Raw genomic sequence first — 21,581 nt, forward strand, 5'->3', positions numbered from 1 at the left:
AATAGATTACAAGAACAATACCAGAGTTGTAATTAATTAGGGAAATCGCTATAAGTCGGAGTTTTTAAGGAAACTATTCTCCAATTATCTGTATAAACATCTACTGAAGTAGCTGAAGATGCAAACTCAACTTCACTAGCTACGCCAGTTACATTAGCCAATTTAACATTAGAATTTTCAAAATAAAAACCAAAGTTTTGATAGCTTGCCGCTTCTCTAAATTTAAGAATATCCTCAAATGTAAAAGGTGCTTTTGAATAACTATAGAACTTATTCAAAGGAACAGTTACAGTAGTCCAACCTGTTGATTGAAAAGGAACTACTTTACCATCTTTGGATAACCAAGGAACTACATTATAACAAGCACCAGCCCATTCCCCTCCATTAAAATTATTAATCAAACAAATTTTTAGGAAACCTGTATTTGTCCATGCAGTTGGAACATAAATATCAAATTGTAATCCTACCTGATCTAGTGGAGTTGAAGCAGGAATAAAAGGAGTTAATTGACTTCTCCAATTATCAACACCATTTCCTGCAGTCCAAACTTCTGAACAACGGTTGGTTCCACCTGCAAAAGAAGGTACACGTACTGGACGATGTGGTACATATTTCCCTTGAGAAACATTTACAAGACCAACAGTAGCTGATAATAAATCCGTAGGCTGAATCATGCTTGTGGTATTCCAATACCCTTGTGTTCCGCTACCATCAAAATTAAGAATCACTCCTTTTTTGAAATTAAAAAAAGCAGGCGAATAGACTCCACCATTAGCACTTTCTACTAGCAAAGAACCTCCATCAGCCGAAACTCCAGCTGGCATAGTTACCGTAAAAAATTTCCCGTCTTTATCATAAGTAATTCCATTTGTAACAACAACATTACCAGGGAAAACTACTTTTTTTACTTCTGTTAAACCTGTTCCGTAAACAGTAATCATTTCACCAACATTAGGTAATGTGTTTGAGATACGTTCAATTACTGGTGGCGCAGAACGAACTTCAAACGAAAATGTAAATTCATTCGAATCATTTACAAAACGTATCGTATTACGAACTGAAGGATCTGCGTCCATAATTGGCGTATCATTTGCAATATTGACTAACATAGAAGTGCTTGACACAAAAACTACATTGAAGTAGGTATCAAAGCCATTGATATATACTTTCTTTAATCCTATAAAACCTGTCCCTTCAATACGAAGTAACTGTCCCAAACGTCCAAAAGGAACTTCTCTATCTGGTACCGATGAATTTACATCTTCCAAAAAGACTTTACTTATTGTGATTGGTCCACCCTCGCTGCTATCATTGTTATCGCATGCATTGAATAACATCGATACCAACATCACTAATACCATTGTAATAGTGGCGCAATACTTTTTATTTAAAATATAATTTTTCATATTTTGTCTTTTCAGTTTTAATTAAACAAATCAGTTATTTTAGCCTCTTTAAAATCATAAGGAACAGGTGCTTCATTTAATAATGGATTCTGAATTACTTCTGATTCTGGATAAGGCAATAAAAAGATTGAAGCATCTATAGCACCTATCGCTCTTGGAGAATTGTCTCTAGTCGCATCTACTGAAACGGTATTAGTTGCTGAAGCATAAGTAATAGGAACAATAACTCCTCTTGATTGACCTGTGATATAATTAACAACTTCTTGTTGTTTATAGTAAGCTCTTCTTACTAAATCATACCAATACTGCCCTTCCATACACAATTCTACTCTGCGCTCGTGCATTAGATCTTTAAAAGTTAGTGCTGTTTTTGCATCAAGACCAGCTCTAAGTCTAAGTTTATTTACATATCCCAAAGCAGTTGCATCCGATGTAGAAGCGTTATTTCCTAAAGTCGCTTCAGCATAATTTAGATATACTTCTCCCATACGTAACATATAGGTATTTAAAGCTGAGTTTTGTTTAGAAATTTTACTGTTATCTTTCGTCGAACCAACTACCCCTTTTTTAACATTTACAAAAGTATTTGCATGATCTACAGTATAACCTCCGTTTGCCTTGCTAATTTCTGGATAAAAATCGTCATCTGCCATCCAAGTTTCGCGACGTCTTTTATCCTTAGTTTCATATTCATACAAAACATCATTAGAAGCTCTTGTCCAATACCCATAAGCGGCATCATCACCAGTGATATCTGACCCTAAAGCAAAATAAGCTTGCTGGCTATTATTTACACCATAACTGCCATTTGGAACCCATTGTAAAGCAAACATAGATTCAACATTATTATTATTATCAATTTTAAATAAATCTGCATAATTATCCATTAAAGCATAAGGTCCACTAATTGCTTTTGTAGCTGCTTTTTTAGCCAAATCAAGATAAGCTTGATTTCTAGTACCAGAGTTAGGATTATCGCTTAAACCTGCAACTGACAAATACAGACGGGATAACATTCCAAAAGCACTATACCTAGTTAAACGACCTGCCTGTGGAGCTGTTTCTGGCAAATATTTTGCTGCAAATTCTATATCGCGAATAGCAAATTCGTATACATCTTTTGTTGGACTAGTATTTACTATAGGATTTTTAACTAAAGTCTCTGGATCTGTAGAAATAATAGCATTTCCCCATAAAGAAGCCAAATACCAATAGGCAGTACCTCTCATAAAACGTGCTTCGGCAAGATATTTGTTTTTAATCTTCTCATCAACAGTGCTTCCTTCAATTCCAATAATAACATTATTTGATTGTTGCACCACATTATACAAAGATCCCCAAGCAGAAACTAATGGTCCTGTTAAACCCGTTTCCGTCAAATCAGCAAAAGGATAAATATAATCAGAAAATGGAGCGTATAAATTGTACGAACGACCATCTCCTAGTCCATAATAAAATTTATCATTAAAATCGAACCATACTTTGTTATATAAAGGAGCAGTTGCTGCCTTAAAATCATCTTCTGTTTTGTAAAAATTCTCTTTGGTTATCAAATCATTTGGTTGCTTATCAAGAAACTCATCACTACAACCAGTCCCCAAAAAAGACAGTGCAACAAAAAGAAAAATGCGTTTAATATGTATCTTTTTCATATTTTTTAATTTTTAAAATTTAACATTTACTCCAAGGGTAGTAATACGTGGTGTAGGATAACGTCCGTTATCTATACCTGAATAAAGTGCACTATTATTTAATGTACCTACTTCTGGATCGTATCCTGAATACTTAGTAAATGTGAGAATATTTTGCATATTAGAATACACTCTTATTCCTGCTAATCCAATTCTAGAAACAAAAGAACTTGGCAAATTATAGGCTATTGAAATGTTTTTGATACGTACAAAAGACCCATCTTCTACAAAACGGTCACTATAACGATAGTTAGAATTTGATGCAGCAGAGGATGCAGCAAGACGTGGCATAGAAGGATCGCCACCTACAATTTGAACATTACGATAATCATTTGGTCCATTAGGATTAATTAAATCCAATTGTGCATAACCAAGTGCTGTCTCTAATAAATTAGTACTTTCGCGAGGATTTTCTAACCAACGACGTTGATAGTTCATTACATCGTTTCCATAAGATCCATCAAGAAAAATACTCATATCAAAACCTTTGTATGTAAACGAGTTCGTTATACCAAAAGTAAACTTAGGTAGTGGATTACCAATGTTTTGCAAATCTTTATCATCAATTACGCCATCTTTATTAACATCTTCAAATATATAATCACCAATCCAAGCTCCATTTTCACTAATTGTCATATCTTTTGGTAAAGCTGTTGGTACTACATTTCCAGCAGCATCTTTATAGTAAAAATCAGTTGCTTTTTCAAAACGTCCAATTACTTTATATCCATAAAACTGACTAATTGGTTGCCCCACTGCGGTACGAGTAACCACAGTAACATCTGAACCTTGTTGAACAGTTCCATCATAATGTCCTGTATCCGTATTTAATGACAATACTTTATTTTTATTCATTGAAAAAATAAAATTAGAAGTCCAGCTAAATTCTTTATTCTGAATATTGATGGTATTCAAAGCGATTTCAAGTCCTTTATTTTCAAGTGATCCAATATTATACCAAGGCGCACTACTTGACCCTTGACCAGAGGTTCCTACATAAGCTGGCAATGCCAATCGATTTAATAAATCATCAGTCTTTTTGTAATATATATCAGCAACCAACTCTATACGGTTATTGAAAAGACCTAAATCCAAACCAATATTAGAAGAATATATAGTTTCCCATTTCAAATCTTTATTTGCTGTATTGGAAGCCAATAATCCTGTTCCCCAATTAGCCGTAGCAGTTGAATTATACGTTGAAGTATATGCATAGTTTGGTACATTCTCATTACCAACAGCTCCCCAACTTAATCTAAATTTCAAGTTATTAATTACTTTATTCTCTTTTAAAAAATCCTCATTAGACGCTTTCCATGCAAAAGCTGCAGAAGGAAACCAGCCCCAACGGTTTTCATCAGCGAATCTCGACGAACCGTCACGACGAATAGTAGCCGTTAACGAATATTTATCCTCGAATGAATAAAATAACCTACCAAAATAGGAACTCAATGAACTACTAGTACTATTATTAGTTACCCTTGCAGTAGTTGCATCACCCAAAGATAAATCCGTAGAAGTATTAGTCAAATATCCAGAAACATATCCGTATAAATTTTCCCAATATTTCTCTTGAGCCTCTTGCCCTAACATAGCATTTATTGTATGCTTATCAAAAGTACGATTGTAATTTAAAATGTTATTCCATATCCAGTTTTTACTACTTGCTTTGGTTCGTGTACCTTGACGAATATCATTTGTAATCTGCCCAAAAGTATAAGAAGGATCAAAAGTATAAGCACTTGAAAAACCATAATCCAAAGAATATTGTGTTTTGAATGTTAACCCTTTAGTAAAAGTTATTTCAGCATAGGTATTAGCTCTCATACTAACTCCTTCATTGCGATTGTCTCTTATGGATGCCAATCCAACTGGATTGTTTTGTACAAATTGATCCGTATCAGGACCATCAAAATTACCTTCAGCATTACGCACAGCCACATTTGGAGTCTGTTTTAACGCTGTAAGAATCAATGCTCCATCGTTTATCGTAGTGTTTTGTTTAGTATCACTAAGAGCAAAATTTACACCCATCTTAAAATAATCTTTTACTTGAGAATCTAAATTAGCGGTTAAATTAAAACGGTTAAACATTGAACCCTCAGCAATTCCTCCTTGATCCAAATAACCAATCCCCATATAATAAGTACTCTTCTCTGAACCACCAGAAGCTGATAAATTGTAATTTTGAATCAATGCCTTATTAAACAATTCATTTTGCCAATTAGTGCCTTCTCCCAATAAATCAGTGCGGATAAAAGTTGCATCTTTTTCTACAATTCCTAAACTTGAACGGGTATTTTTCAGCTCACCATATTCCTTAAGATTAAGCACTTGCAAATTTTTTGGAATTTCTTGCAAACCTACATAACTATCAAAAGTTAAAGCTAAATCTCCTTTTTTTCCTCGTTTAGTTGTCACCTGAATTACCCCACCTGCCGCGCGAGATCCGTAAATTGCTGTAGCCGAAGCATCTTTCAAAATATCAATAGAAACAATATCCGAAGGGTTAATAACTGAAAGTGGATTACTATTTACAGAACCACTATTTCCATCAATTATCACTCCATCAATTACATAAATAGGTTGTGTTCCTCCATTAATACTGCCAATACCTCGAATATAAACAGATGATGAAGCCCCAGGCGCACCACTATTTGCTGATACTTGAACCCCAGCAGCACGTCCTTGCAAAAGCTGTTCAATAGATGTAGTAACACTTTGTGTAACTGCTTTACTACCAACAGTAGCTATAGAACCAGTTAAATCTCTACGTTTCATTGTACCGTAACCTACTACTACAACTTCGTCAAGTGTTTTTAAATCTTCTATTAATACTAGGTCAATTTTTTTTCTACCTGATACTGCAATTGTTTGTGTTTTGTAACCAATAAAACTAAAAGTAATCATTGCATTTTCAGGTACATTCGCTAAGCTATACCCTCCATCAAAATCTGTAGCTACAGAATTTTTTGTCCCTTGAACAATAATACTTACACCAGGCAAAGGTCCTGCCTTATCAGAAACAACTCCCGACACCGTTGTTTGTGCATTCATGTGCGCATAAAATAAAAACATCAGAATGGTAAACCCCAATTGTTTTATATGTCCGCTTTTAAAAAATAAAAAGTTATTCATAAATAGTTAATTTAATTAATTTATAGTTTGGCTTAGTTAAATTCTTAATCTCAATTTGATATAGTAATGTGAAACTTATGTTAAACAAATATATACAAAATAACAATATACACAATCGGTTGCGTATATTATTTTTAAAAAAATGAAAAAAATAGCTGAATAAAAAAACATATAAAATATTTATATTCTTAAAATTATAAATAAAATTCAAAATAGATCGATTTACAAAGATTCAACATAAAATATAGCTAACGAATCAATTCATTTACTAAAAAAACAATAAAAAAGTAAAATCAAAAAATTAGTTCTCTTTAAAAGAAAAAGATTACGAAAACGTTAGAGTAATATATAATTACACCACATTTAAGTAATCTTAACGGTAATAAAAGCTGATTTATAGCTTAAAAAAATGCTTGAGGACAAAATTAATTCTGTAGAAAGTTGCTGTCTCTCAAATACTAAAATTTATAACCTCAAAAAATGAATTATAACTTCATCTTTTTTGCATCTTCTACAAATTGTGCTAAACCAATATCCGTCAATGGATGTTTTAACAATCCTTTGATAGCAGAAAGCGGTCCAGTCATTACATCTGAACCAATTTTGGCACAATTAATTATATGCATAGTATGACGGACAGACGCAGAAAGAATTTGAGTTTCATATCCATAATTATCATATATTTCACGGATTTCAGCAATCAAGTGCATTCCATCGGTCGAAACATCATCAAGTCTTCCTAAAAACGGTGAAACATAAGTAGCTCCGGCTTTAGCAGCCAAAAGTGCCTGACCAGCAGAGAAAACTAAAGTAACATTTGTTCGAACACCTTTTGATGAAAAGTATTTACATGCTTTTATACCATCGGCAATCATCGGTAATTTTACAACGATTTGCTCATGCAAAGCCGCTAATTCTTCCCCTTCTCTTATCATTCCTTCAAAATCTGTCGAAATAACTTCGGCAGAAACATCTCCGTCAACAATATTACAGATGTTTACGTAATGTTGTAAGATATTATCTTTTCCAGCGATTCCTTCTTTTGCCATTAATGATGGGTTCGTAGTAACTCCATCCAATACTCCTAAGGCTTGGGCTTCTTTAATATCTTCTAAATTTGCTGTGTCAATAAAAAATTTCATTCTCTTTTTAGTTTTTTGGTTATTAAATTGATTGTAAATAGATTTATAAAAAATAGTTTTTCAAAAAAAAGTAGGGTTGAAAACTCGTTCTTCAACCCTACTTTTACTAATATAAACTAACTAATAAAATTTTAAATATATTGATTGATAATGTTTTCAAACAACTCTTGTTTACCGCTTTGCAGATTTAATTCCCCATTTTCCTGAGCAATTTTATATAAAGCCTGTAAATCTAATTTCCCTTCCTCAAACGCTTTTCCGTTTCCAGAATCAAAAGAGCTGTATCTTTCTTTTCTTAATTTATCATAAGGAGAAGAAGTGATGATTTTGTCAGCAGTCAATAAAGCACGTGCAAAAGTATCTGCACCACCAATATGCGCATGGAAAACATCTTCCAAATCAGTTGAATTTCTTCTAATTTTGGCATCAAAATTAATTCCACCACCTTGTAATCCACCCGCTTTCAAGAATACTAACATTGCTTCTGTAGTTTCTTGGATGTTGTTAGGAAATTGATCTGTATCCCATCCATTTTGGTAATCTCCTCTGTTCGCATCTAAACTTCCTAACATACCCGCTTGAGCAGCAACATCAATTTCATGCTGAAAAGTATGTTGTGCCAAAGTAGCGTGGTTAACTTCGATATTCATTTTGAAATCTTTATCTAAACCTTGGTTACGTAAAAACCCAATTGCAGTAGCGCAATCAAAATCGTATTGGTGTTTAGATGGCTCCATAGGTTTTGGCTCAATTAAGAAATTCCCTTTAAATCCTTGTGCACGAGCATAATCACGAGCCGTTCTCAAAAACTGTCCCATGTGGTCTAATTCTCTTCCCATATCTGTGTTTAGCAAAGTCATATATCCTTCACGTCCACCCCAGAATACATAGTTCTCACCACCTAAAGCAATTGTAGCATCCAAAGCTAATTTTACTTGTCCACCTGCTCTAGCTAATACGTTAAAATCAGGATTTGTAGCTGCACCATTCATATAACGAGGATTCGAAAAAGCATTAGCTGTTCCCCAAAGTAATTTTACTCCAGAAGCTGCTTGTTTCTCTTTCAAATAATCTGTTATCGTAGCCAATCTGCTTTCAGATTCAGCAAAAGTTGCTCCTTCTCTAACCAAGTCATAATCATGGAAACAGTAATAATCAAATCCCATTTTAGTAACGAATTCGAAAGCTGCATCTGCTTTTTGTTTTGCTGCTTCAATCGCATCTGCTGGCTGATCCCAAGCAAAATGCTGTGTTCCTGGACCAAATGGATCTGATCCTTGCCCACAGAAAGTATGCCAATAAGCAATAGCAAATCTAAAATGCTCACGCATTGTTTTTCCAGCAACCACTTGGTCTGGATTGTAATATTTAAATGCTAACGGATTGTCTGATTCTTTTCCTTCAAATTTAATTTGACCTATTTCTTTGTAATATTCTTTTTCTCCTAAACTAATCATCTTCTTATTTTTTATTAATTAATAGTATTTCTAATTCTTGTTTCCATTTTTGATAGGCTTCTTGGTAAGGTTCGCTATTTTGCAAAGGCAAAAATGTCATTACGTGATCATTTTTAGAAATATTTGAACCAAATTTTTCAAAATCACCATCCGTTAATCCCACTGCTCTTGCTGCTCCTACCGCGCCTGTAGTATTGTAAATTTCAATTTCGTGACCAATTAAAGAGGCAACAGTATTCGAAAATATTTCCGAACGAAATAAATTATCATTCCCTGCGCGAATCACTCCAATTGTTGCATTATCCTCTTTTAAACATTCCATTCCGTATACAAACGAAAAAGCAATTCCTTCCAAAGCAGCTCTGAATAAATGAGAACTACTATGAATATTTAAATTCAGATTTAGGAAATGAGTTCCGATGTTTTTGTTATTAAACATACGCTCAGCACCATTTCCAAACGGAATTACGACTAAACCTTCTGAACCAATTGCAATTTTAGCGGCTTTATGATTCATCGATTCGTATGTTTCATCGCCCATATTATTACGCAACCATCGGTACTGAATTCCAGCTCCATTGATGTTTAATAATTTTCCGATTCTAGGATTTTTTTCTTCAAAATTAACATGTACAAAATTATTTACACGGGTACTTTTTCCAACTGTAGCATCGGTTACCGCATAAAAAACACCTGAAGTTCCGCCAGTTGCTGCTACTTCACCAGGATTTAAAACATTCAATGAAAGCGCATTATTAGGTTGATCTCCCGCTCTATACACAATCGGAATTCCAACAGGAAGTCCTGATTCCTGAGAACCTTTTTCGTTTGTAACGCCTTGATTGCTAAAATTTTCAACAATAGTTGGTGTCATTGAAGTTTCAATTCCGTAATATTCTAATAACCAATCAGCTACTTTATTTTCTTTGTAGTCCCAAAGCATTCCTTCAGACAAACCATTTTTGGTTGTAGTGATATCGCCTGTCAATTTATAAGCGATGTAATCACCTGGAAGCATGTATTTATACACTTTTTTGTAAATCTCAGGCTCATTGTCTTTGACCCATTTTAATTTTGAAGCCGTAAAATTTCCTGGAGAATTCAACAAATGCGTCATACATTTATCTTCTCCCAATTCTGCAAAAGCTTTGTTTCCAATTTCAACCGCTCTACTATCACACCAAATAATGGAATTACGTAAAGAATTTCCATCTTCACCAACTACGACTAAACCGTGCATTTGATAGGAAATACCCACTCCGCTTATTTTTGAAGCATCAATATTTGCTTCGCGAATTGCTCTTTTTGTTGCTACACAAATATGTTGCCACCACATTTCTGGGTCTTGCTCAGCCCAATCGGGTTTCAAAGAGACAATCTCCATTTCGTTTTGAGGTTCATTCAAAACAATTATTTTCTTTCCTGTTTCTGCTTCAACCAAAGCTACCTTGATCGAAGAACTTCCAATATCATATCCTATATAATACATAATTTATAATGATTCTCTAATTATTAAATTGGTTGGTACATAACACTGAACAACTTCATCATGCGTAATAAATGCTGCTGCTTTTGTTCCTAATTCCTTAAAGTCTGTTGACACCACAGAAATCCCTTTATATATAAATTTCTTCATTGGCGTTTCATTGTAAGACAAAAAACCAACATCTACACCAGGCTCTAAATCTTTCTCTTTACATTGTTCTAAAAATTGTCCCAAAATCCGGTCACTCACACTTATATAGGCAATATCTTTTTCTATATTAAACTCTTTTGGATTGGTAACAATTTCAAATTTAAAATCAAAATCTTGACAAAATTTCTTAAAATACTCTTGAGTTTCTATAGGGTGATTTGTATAATTTGGATATAAAAAATGTATAGTTTTATACTTTCTGAATAAGTCTGCCGCCTTTACCAAAGACTCATAAAACGCTTCTCCGAAATCTTGAAAAATATAATTATTTTCCTTTTTTGAATGAATATTCCAATCTATCAAGAGTAATTTATCATTAGAAATGGCCGACAATGTTGGAAGTATGTCTTCATGATCAAAATTCATCACTACGTATTTATAATACTTCCCTACACTGTTATTAATTATAGTTTTAAAAACATCTATATTATAATGGTGAAACTGCACATCGGTAATAACATTATCGGGCAAATTATTTACAAATGAATGATACAAAACCTCTTTATACGCCTTGAAAGTATCTAAAACCAAAAGCACTTTTCTGGTTTCATCACATACGTAATAGCCTTTATTAGGAACTGAATCAATAACATTTTGATCTTTTAAGACCGAATAAGCCTTAAAAACAGTATCCCTCGATAGTTTATTTGTTTTGCAAATACTATTTATTGACGGCAACAATTCTCCTTTTTGCAATACATTCTCAGCAATAGCGTTAGTGATTCCGTTTACCAATTGCAGGTACTTGGGCATATCGCTTTCATGATTAATGACAAAAATAAATTTTTCCTGATTTTCGATATCCATACTGTTGTGTTCTGTTCTGTTATGTGTGCTACAAAACTAAGCACTAATATCCAATATAAAAATATTTTTATAGTCAAATTTTTAAAAAAGGTTGATTTTTTATCGAAAATGATTACTTGACGCATACATAGCTAAGTACGTACCCACAAAACCTCCAGCTTCCTTTGTACTTAATATACTTCCGTCAACATCTTTTGCTAGGATTATCCACTCCCTTTTTGAGTTTACTTTATAATAAAAATCATAAAAACGCCCCTTCCCTTCTATTTTTAAATATAGTTCTTTTGTGTTATCTCCAATTTCTTTTTTTGCCAGAATCTCTGGTTTTTCATTTACACTATTAATAGCAGTTTTTTCTAAAAATACTTCTAGTTTATTAGCAGCATTCAGGCGTTTTCCAATTAATAAAAAATGTTTTTCGTTTTGAAAGGCAGTCAAACCAGCAACTTGTGAACTATTTTTTGGTGTGAATTCTAATTTTGTAGAAACTTCAAATTTTAAATGTTGTTGTCTTCTTCCGATAAAAGAAAAATTTGTTTCAGTGTAAATAGATTCTTTTCTGGCTTTTATTTGAAGTTTTCCGTCTTTTAAAGTAAACCATTTTTCAAGAGGTGTTCTAATAAAACTCCATTTCAAATCTAATTTAGCGTTATTAAAATCATCGTGAGAAGTAAAATTTCCGCTCAACAGTTCTATTTTTTCTTTTGAAAGTGGCAAATTAGGTCTTTTATTAATCATTGGAATTGTTTGATTTCCTCCAATAATTTCTGGCCAATCATTTTTCCATTCAACAGGCATCAAAAACGTTTCTCTTCCTGTATTGTATAAATCCATTCCGTAGGGTCTGCATCCTAAAAAGACTGTCCACCAATCGCCATTTGGCAATTCAATAAAATCAGCATGACCAGTTGTCGAAACTTCATTTTTACGATTTGGATCTAGATTTTTCTGAGTTAATATTGGGTTATTGGCATAACTTTCATAAGGTCCAAAAACACTTTTACTTCTAAAAACAACTTCAGAATGATTGAATCCAGTACCGCCTTGCGCACAAATCAAATAATAATATCCTCCTTTTTTTATCAGATGTGGACCTTCAATCCAAACTGGTTTTATAGCTATATCAGTACCTCCGTTAATCACTAATTTTGACTCACCAACAGTCTTTTTATTCACTAAATCATATTCAATCATATAAATAGCTCTATGTCCATCGTGCACAGAAATATTATTTGGTGGTGGTCCGTTATGCGTGATATATACTTTCCCATCTTCATCAAAAAAAAGATCCGGATCAATACCATTTACACCTGAAAGTACAATTGGATTTGACCAAGGCCCTGCAGGATTTTCGGCAGTAACAATAAAATTACCCACACCACTTACATCGGTACAGATTACATAAAAACCGCCTTTATGGTACCGAATTGTTGGTGCATACATTCCGCCAGACAAACGTGAATTCTTAAAATCGGCTTGTTCTGGACGCGTAATTACATGACCAATTTGCTTCCAGTTTACTAAATCAGTACTTTCAGAAATAGGTAATCCTGGGAAATAACAAAACGAAGAATTAACCAAGTAAAATTTATTTCCAACTCTGCAAATACTCGGATCTGGATAAAATCCAGCTAAAATTGGATTAAAATATTCATTGTAAGATTTTGATACATTTGCGTAAGCATCATCTTTTCCTTTGTAATCAAACCAATCAAAAGAAGCATAATTTGATTGTGACTCAATTTCTTTCTTCTGAGAAATTATTTTACACGGAGTTACCGTAATCATCAAGGCAATGACAACATTTTTAAGATCTATTTTTGCTATTCGAAACATATTTTTATCTGAATCATTTTCTATAAATCTTCTCTATCGTAAGGATCTATTACAACAATTGATCCATCGGCTAAATAATCAATTTTGGTCACTTTCATGCTTCGCAAATGAGTTACTCCTTTTGATAAACTTGAATCATGATAAAACAAATACCATTCATTATCAACCTTACATATCGAATGGTGTGTAGTCCAACCCACAACAGGATTTAAAATTCGACCTTCATAAACAAATGGTCCATAGGGTGAATCTCCAATAGCGTAACAAATAAAGTGTGTATCTCCTGTAGAATAAGAGAAATAATATTTATCATTGTATTTGTGAACCCATGAAGCTTCAAAAAAACGACGATCATTATCTTCTGCTAATAAAAGTTCTCCATTTTCGTCTAGAATCTGAACTTCTTTTGGTTCTTCGGCAAACTCTAACATATCGTCACTAAGTTTTGCTACAATAGGCAATAATGCTGGTTCTTTACCAAATGGTTCTTTGTTATAAATACCATATTTATTGTCACGGTATTTTTGAAGTTGACCACCCCAAATTCCCCCAAAATAAATATAATGTTTACCATCCTCATCCTCAAAAACAGCAGGATCAATACTATAACTTCCTTTGATTGCTTCTTTCTCAGCAACAAAAGGCCCTGTTGGTGAATCGCTAACGGCAACTCCAATCTGGAAAATACCATTAGGACGCTTGGCAGGAAAATACAAATAATACTTTCCGTTTTTATGAGCCGCATCGGGGGCCCACATTTGTTTTTCAGCCCAAGCTACATCATCTACATGCAAAGCAACGCCATTATCAACGGTTTTAGATGTGATACTTTCCATAGAAAACACATGATAATCTTCCATACCAAAATGATCTCCATTATCATTAAATGGAATTCCCGCATCAATATCATGAGAAGGATAAATATATATCTTACCGTTAAATACATGTGCTGATGGATCAGCAGTGTACATGTGTGATACTAAAGGTTGTGAAATGGCTGCTTTATTAATCTCCTCAAAATTAATTTGTTCAATACTATCTTCAGGCATACTCTTCTTTATTTTATAATTAATTTCTTCTTTCTTTTAGGTCGCTTTCAATTTGAACTTCCATTTTTTTATCTATTTTATAGAAAAACAACAAACCACATCCTATTAAAAATGGAATCGCAGGAAAAACACTCACTAATAATTTAATACCATTTATAGTAACATCCGATTGAGATAAAGAGTTAGGAACATAATTAAAATATCCTAAAAACATTGTCGTTAAAGCCCCACCGATACTCAAACCCGCTTTTAGACCAACCATCATAGCCGAAAATATAATAGCTGTAGCACGACGGTTATTTATCCATTCTGAATAATCAGCAACGTCTGCAATCATGGCCCAAAGGATTGGAATTGTTATTCCGTAGAAAAAACCATGAAAAATTTGTGATAAGAATATAAGTCGGATATTATCTGGTGGAAAAAAATAAAAAGCCAGAATAAATACCGTCGAAATAAATAAAAATATTCCGAAGATATTTCGCTTCCCATATTTATCTGCCAAATTTTTAGATAACGTAATACCAACAATCATAAAAATAATACCGCCAGCATTAAACAATCCAAATCCTGCAGCAACTGGATCATTTCCAAAGTGATTCAATCCAAGGCTAGACAATGAATCTAAAATCGGCTGAATAAAAAGTGCTAATTGCTCCTTATCTACATAGTTTTCAAAATAATACACATAGGAGCCTCCTTTTAAAGCTAAAGTGATAAATACTAAAGTCGTCAGCGATAACATGATTACCCACGGTTTATTTTTTACCAAATCGCTTAAATCTTCCTTAATACTTGATTTTTGTTCTGGTTTTGGAATAATTCGTTCTCTAGTAGTCAAAAATGTGATCAAAAGCATAATCGTACCAATGATCGCCAATACAGTCATTACTTTTTCAATACCAACTGCTTTATCTCCATCTCCCGCACTTTTGATAATACCAAGCATAAAAACCTGTACAAAAAACTGTGCAAACATTACGGCTACAAAACGATAGGACGATAAACTATTTCTCTCAGACATATCTCCAGTAATCACACCACTTAAAGCCGAATAAGGGAGATTGTTACTTGCATAAAAAAGTAATAATAATGTATATGTAACAACGGCATAAATTACTTTTCCATCATATGAAAAATTAGGTGTTGTAAAAGCTGCCAAAGCAACGCATCCTAATGGTATTGCAGTTATTAGAATCCAAGGTCTAAACTTTCCCCATTTTGTATTCGTTCTGTCTGCTAAAACCCCTATTATCGGATTAAAAATAAACGCAGCAATTAAACCTACCACTAACATAATTATAGAAGAATGTGTTGGCGACAATCCATAAATATCAGTATAGAAATACGCCAAATATGTCATCAAAGTCTGGAAAACTAAATTAGCGGCTAAGTCACCTAAACTGTATCCAATTTTTTCTTTGATCGATAATTTTTGAGAAATGTTATTCATTAGTAGTAATGGTTAATTGGTGTTTAAAAACAAAATGGTTTAGTATAATAGTTTTTTTATTAAATGAATGCTTCGTTTTAACCTTCTAAAAAACAAATATCATTTAAAAAAAACAATCGGTTGTGTAAAAATAGTAAAAAAAACATATTTGCAAAATAAATAACATTTTATTTGATATAATAATTTTAAAAACAATAGTTTGTTACATATTTTAAAGTAATATACCTTTTTGGTTGTAAAATTATTTTTTATTTTCCTTTAGCTGCATAACACTAATATATGCTTTTTTTGGTTTTAATTTAGTGTCAAATAATAATGGATAATTTGTTCTTCCTTTGATTGGCCAATCGTTTAACCAAGATTGTCCATCATGAACTCCCCAAAATGTTACACGGCTAATTTTATCCTTATGTTTTAAAAATATTTTAAAAATAGCAGCATAACGATCTGCCAATTTAGTCTGAATAGAATCTGGAAGGGTTTTAGGATAAGGATTCATTTTTGCACTTCCTTCAAACTTCTGATTTACATCTGCTCCTTTTAAATCCCAAGGATTTGGCAATACTGTAATATCCAATTCTGTAAAAGCGACCTTTAAACCAAGTGCAGAATATGCCAAAATACTTTTTTCAATTTCTTCTAATGATGGGCTTTCCAACCTCCAATGTCCCTGAATACCAATACCATCAATTTTTCCACCATTTGCTTTAATGTTTTTTACTAATTCGATTGCTCCTTCTCTCTTTTTTGGCTCACAGATGTTGTAATCGTTATAATATAAATCAACTTTAGGATCCGCTTTTGCTGCAAGTTTAAAAGCATCTACCAAATAACTTTTACCAAGCGTGTTTAAAAAAACAGATTTTCTCAAAGTTCCATCATCATTCAAAGCTTCATTAACAACATCCCAAGAATTAATTTTTCCTTTATACTTAGAAACTATAGTTGTAATATGATCTTTCATAAATGCTTTCATTTCGATACTATCTTTAATCTCAGACATCCAAGGCGCTAATTGGCTGTGCCAAATCAAAGTGTGTCCGTGAATAAACATTTTATTTTTTTCACCATAAGCAACAAACTTATCGGTCATAGCAAAATCATATTTATTTTTTAAAGGATGAACAAACATCGATTTCATAATATTTTCGGCAGTGATAGCATTAAACTCTTTTCGGATTAATTCGTCAACTTTAGCATCTTTTTGTTCAATTTGGTCAGCACTTAAAGCGGTTCCAATGTAAAAATCACCTTTAAAATTATCTTTTAAAGAAGCTGAATTTGATTTTGTATTTTGTGAATTACAACTCACTAATACAAAAAGAAAGACAAGCGGTATATAGTTATTTATTAATTTCATTATTAATGATTTTTAGATAATAGTTAAAGTTATTAATTTTAAAACGCTTCAGAAACTTTAAAATTCTATAATTAATTTCCTGGCGCAAAAGGAAATTTCAAAGATTCAAAATATTCCAAAGATTGAGTCGGTTTTTCAACTCCTTTTGGCAATTCTTTCCCCGAATATTGCTGAAAATATAACAAGCAAGCATCACGCCACCATTTTGCTTCTTTATATTGAATATTCAACAACATCTGAACTTCTTTAAAACGTTCGCTGTCAACATATTTTTCGGTTGCGTTCCAAGTTTTCTGCATGGCTGAAACTTGATTTACTCCTTGCTGATACTTTAAAGCCATACCATCCCAAAGATTATGGCCATCTTTTAATTTATAATCCCAAGAAACATGGTGAAACCACAGTAAATATTCTTCTGGACATGTCTTTATATTATCAAAAATACTAGCGGCTTCTGGCGCATATTGTGAAACGGCATTAGTCCCCGCTTTTGATCTATCAAAACCGATTCCGTTTTTATCTGCTTTGTGATAGTAAACAGGATTCCACTCTGGTCTAGACAAATTGCTTACCCACGGTCCTGGTCCATAATGATGACCAGTATCCATAACATGGTGCAATCCCAATGGTGTCATATAATTAACGACTGCTTCACGCGATTGAATCATCATTTCTTTTATTGGACTAATAAATTTTTCATTATTAGAAAAAGTGCACCTTAGCCATTCATCAGCAATGGTATCAGCATCCAAATAGGGATTCCAAGCCAATCTTCCAAAGCCATACCAATTGGCCTGAGCAAAAGGATGTCCTGTCCAGTTTAAATCATTTCCAATATTCGCAACACCAGCAATTCCTGTGATTTTATTGTTATACAAAGAACCATCAATTACTTTGGCAACCGTAGCTCCTTTGCCTTTTTGGTACGTATCCGATTCTAAAACCTCCTGAAATAATTTAGGCAAAAAAACCAAATGCGTACTAAAACCCAAATATTCCTGTGTTATTTGAAACTCCATCATCAAAGGCGTTTTTGGCATAGCTCCAAATAATGGGTGAAAAGGTTCTCTTGGCTGAAAATCAATTGCTCCATTTTTTACCTGAACAATAACATTTTCTCTAAATCTCCCATCATAAGGCTGAAATTCAGCATAAGCCTGCTTGGCGCGATCATTCGCATCATGCTCTGAATACACGAAAGCTCTCCACATTATAACGCCTCCAAAAGGAGCTACTGCATCTGCAAGCATATTGGCTCCGTCCACATGATCTCTGCCGTAATTCTGCGGTCCTGGCTGTCCCTCTGAATTTGCTTTTACAAGAAATCCTCCAAAATCTGGAATTCTCGCGTATATTTCTTTGGCCTTGGCTTTCCACCAATTGGCAACATCAACATCTTTTGGGTCAGCTGTTTTTAAACCTCCTATTTCTATTGGAGCAGAAAAGCGAGCTGTTAAATATACTTTTATTCCATAAGGTCTAAAAACATTGGCAAGGGCCTCCACTTTTTCTAAATATTGTGGTGTTAGAATCAAAGCATTTGCATTTACATTCGTCAAAACTGTACCATTAATTCCTATCGAAGCATTTGCCCGGGCATAATCAATATACCGCTGATCTATAAAATCGGGTAATTTTTGCCAATTCCATAAAGAAAACCCAGCATAACCACGCTCTACCTTTCGATCTAAATTATCCCAATGATTTAAAATACGGATATTCGTTTTTGGAGAATCAATAATATTCAGTTTTTCAATGGATTTATTGGTCTGAATTAGTCTTAAAAAACTATAAACCCCATATAAAACTCCCACTTCCTTTTTTCCACTTATGATAATATGACTTTTATTATTAATGGTAATGGATTTAATAATAAAACCTTCGTCATTGATTCTATTAAAATCAGATTCGATTGTTTTTTGAATTTCTGAATTTAAAGAAGCCTTAGAACCTATTATGATGTTATTATTTTCTTCTAATTTTGTGACAACATTGATTTTTTTTCCAAGCATAGCTGTCAAAGCCCATTGCAGTTCATTTGAGGCAATCGTCATTGTTTCAGATTTCCCTAAAGCTACAATTCCTTCAATAGCAAACAAATAGTTGGATTTTAGATCCAAATTACTAACTGCATCATATTGAAGCCATAATTTATAATCCTTTTGAGCAGATACTGACCCTGATATCCCAAATATCAGGACGATCAATCTCAGAAAGGTCATTTTTTTATGTTTCATTTCTTATCAGTTTTTCTTCGTTTCTAAATTTATACATTAACCAACTGTTTTTACTAAAATACTACTATTTGATAAAAATTTAATCAAAAAAATACATTTTAAAAAATAAATATCTTTATGCAATCGGTTGTGTAAAAATATAGTATTGTCTTTTAAGAAAAAAACTTTTGTTTCTTTTTTTTCAAAAAAAAATCTGCTGAAGTCAAAATGACATCAAGCAGATTTTAAATCTAATATTGTAAACTAAAAATTATTTCTTTTTATCCGAAGATTCTCGAACAAGAACTTCTGTATTTAGGAATGTAATTTCTTTGACATCATCCTTTTTTTGAGAGGTAAGACTGGAAATAATAATTTCTGCCGCTGTCTTTCCCATTTTTTCCGCAGGGTGCGTAATAGTAGATAAATTAGGATCTATTATCTGCGAAATTGGATCGTTATTAAAACCAATAACAGCAAGCTCTTCTGGGACTTTAATTCCTCTTTTCTTAGCTGTTTGTATCGCACTTACCGCAAGTATATCTCCTGGTGCAAAAAGCCCATCGGGAATTGGATCTAAGTCGAATAATTTATTACACGCTTTCACTCCATCTTTGTAAGTAACTGCCTTTAAATTAACAATCAAATTTTCATCAATCGGAAGATTATGATCTCTTAAAGCTTCAACATATCCTCTCTTTCTTTCGCTGTAAAGATTACCCAATTCAGATCCAGCCGTTAAATGTGCAATACGAACACAACCTTGCTCTATAAGGTGTTTGGTCGCTTTATATCCGGCTGCATAATTATCAATAACTACTCTAAAAGTATTGTAATCTTTGGGTACCCTATCCACAAAAACAAGCGGGATTTTATTATTAGTAAACTGTTGAAAGTGTGAGGTATCTTTAGTTTCCATTGCCAAAGAACAAATTACACCGCTCACTCTATTACTGTATAAAGACTTAGCCATATTCACTTCTTCGAGATACGAGTCATGAGATTGCATGATAATTACGGTATAATCCGATTTTTGAGCTGTAACTTCGATACCACTAATTAATGAAGATAAAAAGGGCTGTGTAACTGTTGGTATTAACACACCAATTGTTTTAGTATTATTACCACGAAGACCAGCCGCCAAAGTATTAGGAACAAATCCCATTTCCTCAGCAGTTTTCTTAACTTTCTTGATGGTTTTATCACTTATTGTATGATGATCTTTTAATGCTCTAGAGATAGTCGACGTAGCCAAATTAAGTCTCTCAGCGATATCATAGATCGTTACATGTTTATTTTCTTCCATTAATTCAATACATTTAAAAGTAAATATAAGCATTTTAAGTATACTCCAAAAAACCAAAATGCATTTTATTTGCACGCAAATTACCCAAAAATAGTTTTATACACTGCTATTCATCTACATCTTTAATATCGTTCCGAAAATAGTTATCGCATCTGGAAAACCAATGTTTTATATTGAAATAAATATCCATTTTGAAAAAAAATGAAAAAAATATCGATTCTGAAACGCTTGTTTCAAAAATAGTTTTACATTTGCAAAATAAAATTAAATAATTATGGCTCGCTGTGTAGAGTTTAACGAGGTTGAAAAAATTGAAAAAGCAATGAATGTCTTTTGGGAAAAAGGATATAATGCTACTTCAATGCAAGACCTTGTGGATGCTATGCAAATCAATAGAAGCAGTTTATACAATACTATTGGCGACAAGCATCAGTTATTTATGAAATGCATTGGCAATTATTTTGATAATGCTATGCAGGAAGTAAAAGAAAAAGTAGCAAAAGAAACATCGGCGAAAGCTGCACTTATCAAAGTTATTACTGATAAAGCGGATTGGATCATTTCCTGCGACAAAGGTTGTTTGGGTATGAAAACGATTTTTGAAATTGCTCCTGATGACTGCATTGTCCGAAACGTAATGAGCAAAAACAATGATATTTTTATTGAATATATGGCTTCCATAGTTCAAAAAGTAATGGATGATGGCGAAATGGACGACACCGAAGATGCAGCTTTAATGGCTGAATACATTGCAACTTCTTTTACAGGATGGAAGCAATCGTATATCCTTCATGGAAATCCAATCAAAATCAAAAAAATGTCAGAATTTTTGATTAAAAATATATTTAAATAATTCCTTTTTTTTTACCTAATTCTGAAACGTTTATTTCAGATAATAATTTCTAATACGCATACGCATTTTTTAAATTACAGCTTTGATTCTGAAACGATTATTCCAGATTTATTGCTATTCAAAATTACTAACCTTTAAATTAAAAACAGCATGAATTCTGAAACGATTATT

The 21,581-nt window shown here is 33.0% G+C and carries 14 protein-coding genes; 1 reads left to right on the forward strand and 13 read right to left on the reverse strand.

The features are described from left to right. Positions 1-32: 32 nt before the first annotated feature. The 13 genes from ACUN3A_RS00565 to ACUN3A_RS00625 all read right to left on the reverse strand — a co-directional run bounded on the left by ACUN3A_RS00565 (position 33) and on the right by ACUN3A_RS00625 (position 20,557). The gene (locus tag ACUN3A_RS00565) at positions 33-1,406 is read right to left on the reverse strand and encodes a glycan-binding surface protein (protein ID WP_445549401.1); all 1,374 of its coding nucleotides are present in this window, start codon (positions 1,404-1,406) and stop codon (positions 33-35) included. 17 nt (positions 1,407-1,423) lie between these two features. Beyond that, positions 1,424-3,058 carry a RagB/SusD family nutrient uptake outer membrane protein gene (locus tag ACUN3A_RS00570; protein ID WP_445549402.1) on the reverse strand — a complete coding sequence of 545 codons (1,635 nt, stop codon included), beginning with the start codon at positions 3,056-3,058 and terminating at the stop codon, positions 1,424-1,426. A 12-nt stretch (positions 3,059-3,070) separates the two neighbouring features. Continuing rightward, a complete protein-coding gene (locus ACUN3A_RS00575; RefSeq protein WP_445549403.1) occupies positions 3,071-6,235 on the reverse strand; it encodes a SusC/RagA family TonB-linked outer membrane protein in 3,165 nt (1,054 codons plus the stop codon). A 485-nt stretch (positions 6,236-6,720) separates the two neighbouring features. Then, positions 6,721-7,377, reverse strand: coding sequence for a fructose-6-phosphate aldolase (gene fsa / locus ACUN3A_RS00580; RefSeq protein ID WP_445549404.1), 657 nt, complete (start codon positions 7,375-7,377; stop codon positions 6,721-6,723). A 131-nt stretch (positions 7,378-7,508) separates the two neighbouring features. After that, a complete protein-coding gene (gene xylA, locus ACUN3A_RS00585; RefSeq protein WP_445549405.1) occupies positions 7,509-8,834 on the reverse strand; it encodes a xylose isomerase in 1,326 nt (441 codons plus the stop codon). A gap of 4 nt (positions 8,835-8,838) precedes the next feature. Beyond that, the gene (locus ACUN3A_RS00590) at positions 8,839-10,323 is read right to left on the reverse strand and encodes a xylulokinase (RefSeq protein ID WP_445549406.1); all 1,485 of its coding nucleotides are present in this window, start codon (positions 10,321-10,323) and stop codon (positions 8,839-8,841) included. Between the two features lie 3 nt (positions 10,324-10,326). Continuing rightward, positions 10,327-11,337: a GntR family transcriptional regulator gene (locus ACUN3A_RS00595; RefSeq protein ID WP_445549407.1), complete on the reverse strand. Its 1,011-nt coding sequence runs from the start codon at positions 11,335-11,337 to the stop codon at positions 10,327-10,329. 99 nt (positions 11,338-11,436) lie between these two features. Beyond that, positions 11,437-13,173, reverse strand: a complete 1,737-nt coding sequence (locus tag ACUN3A_RS00600; protein WP_445549408.1) for a glycoside hydrolase family 43 protein — start codon at positions 13,171-13,173, stop codon at positions 11,437-11,439. A 20-nt stretch (positions 13,174-13,193) separates the two neighbouring features. Continuing rightward, entirely contained in the window at positions 13,194-14,222 is a 1,029-nt protein-coding gene (locus ACUN3A_RS00605) for a glycoside hydrolase family 43 protein (RefSeq protein ID WP_445549409.1), read from the reverse strand. A gap of 19 nt (positions 14,223-14,241) precedes the next feature. Continuing rightward, positions 14,242-15,675 (reverse strand): MFS transporter, encoded by a 1,434-nt coding sequence (locus ACUN3A_RS00610; protein WP_445549410.1) that lies wholly within the window; start codon positions 15,673-15,675, stop codon positions 14,242-14,244. A gap of 241 nt (positions 15,676-15,916) precedes the next feature. Continuing rightward, positions 15,917-17,035 (reverse strand): endo-1,4-beta-xylanase, encoded by a 1,119-nt coding sequence (locus ACUN3A_RS00615; RefSeq protein ID WP_445549411.1) that lies wholly within the window; start codon positions 17,033-17,035, stop codon positions 15,917-15,919. Positions 17,036-17,106: 71 nt separating this feature from the next. Then, entirely contained in the window at positions 17,107-19,272 is a 2,166-nt protein-coding gene (locus ACUN3A_RS00620) for an alpha-glucuronidase family glycosyl hydrolase (protein WP_445549412.1), read from the reverse strand. A 250-nt stretch (positions 19,273-19,522) separates the two neighbouring features. Further along, positions 19,523-20,557, reverse strand: a complete 1,035-nt coding sequence (locus tag ACUN3A_RS00625) for a LacI family DNA-binding transcriptional regulator (protein ID WP_445549413.1) — start codon at positions 20,555-20,557, stop codon at positions 19,523-19,525. 274 nt (positions 20,558-20,831) lie between these two features. Between ACUN3A_RS00625 and ACUN3A_RS00630 the strand changes: the two genes are divergently transcribed. After that, a complete protein-coding gene (locus ACUN3A_RS00630; protein ID WP_445549414.1) occupies positions 20,832-21,410 on the forward strand; it encodes a TetR/AcrR family transcriptional regulator in 579 nt (192 codons plus the stop codon). Positions 21,411-21,581: the final 171 nt, after the last annotated feature.

It is taken from the genome of Flavobacterium sp. WC2509 (assembly GCF_052683105.1).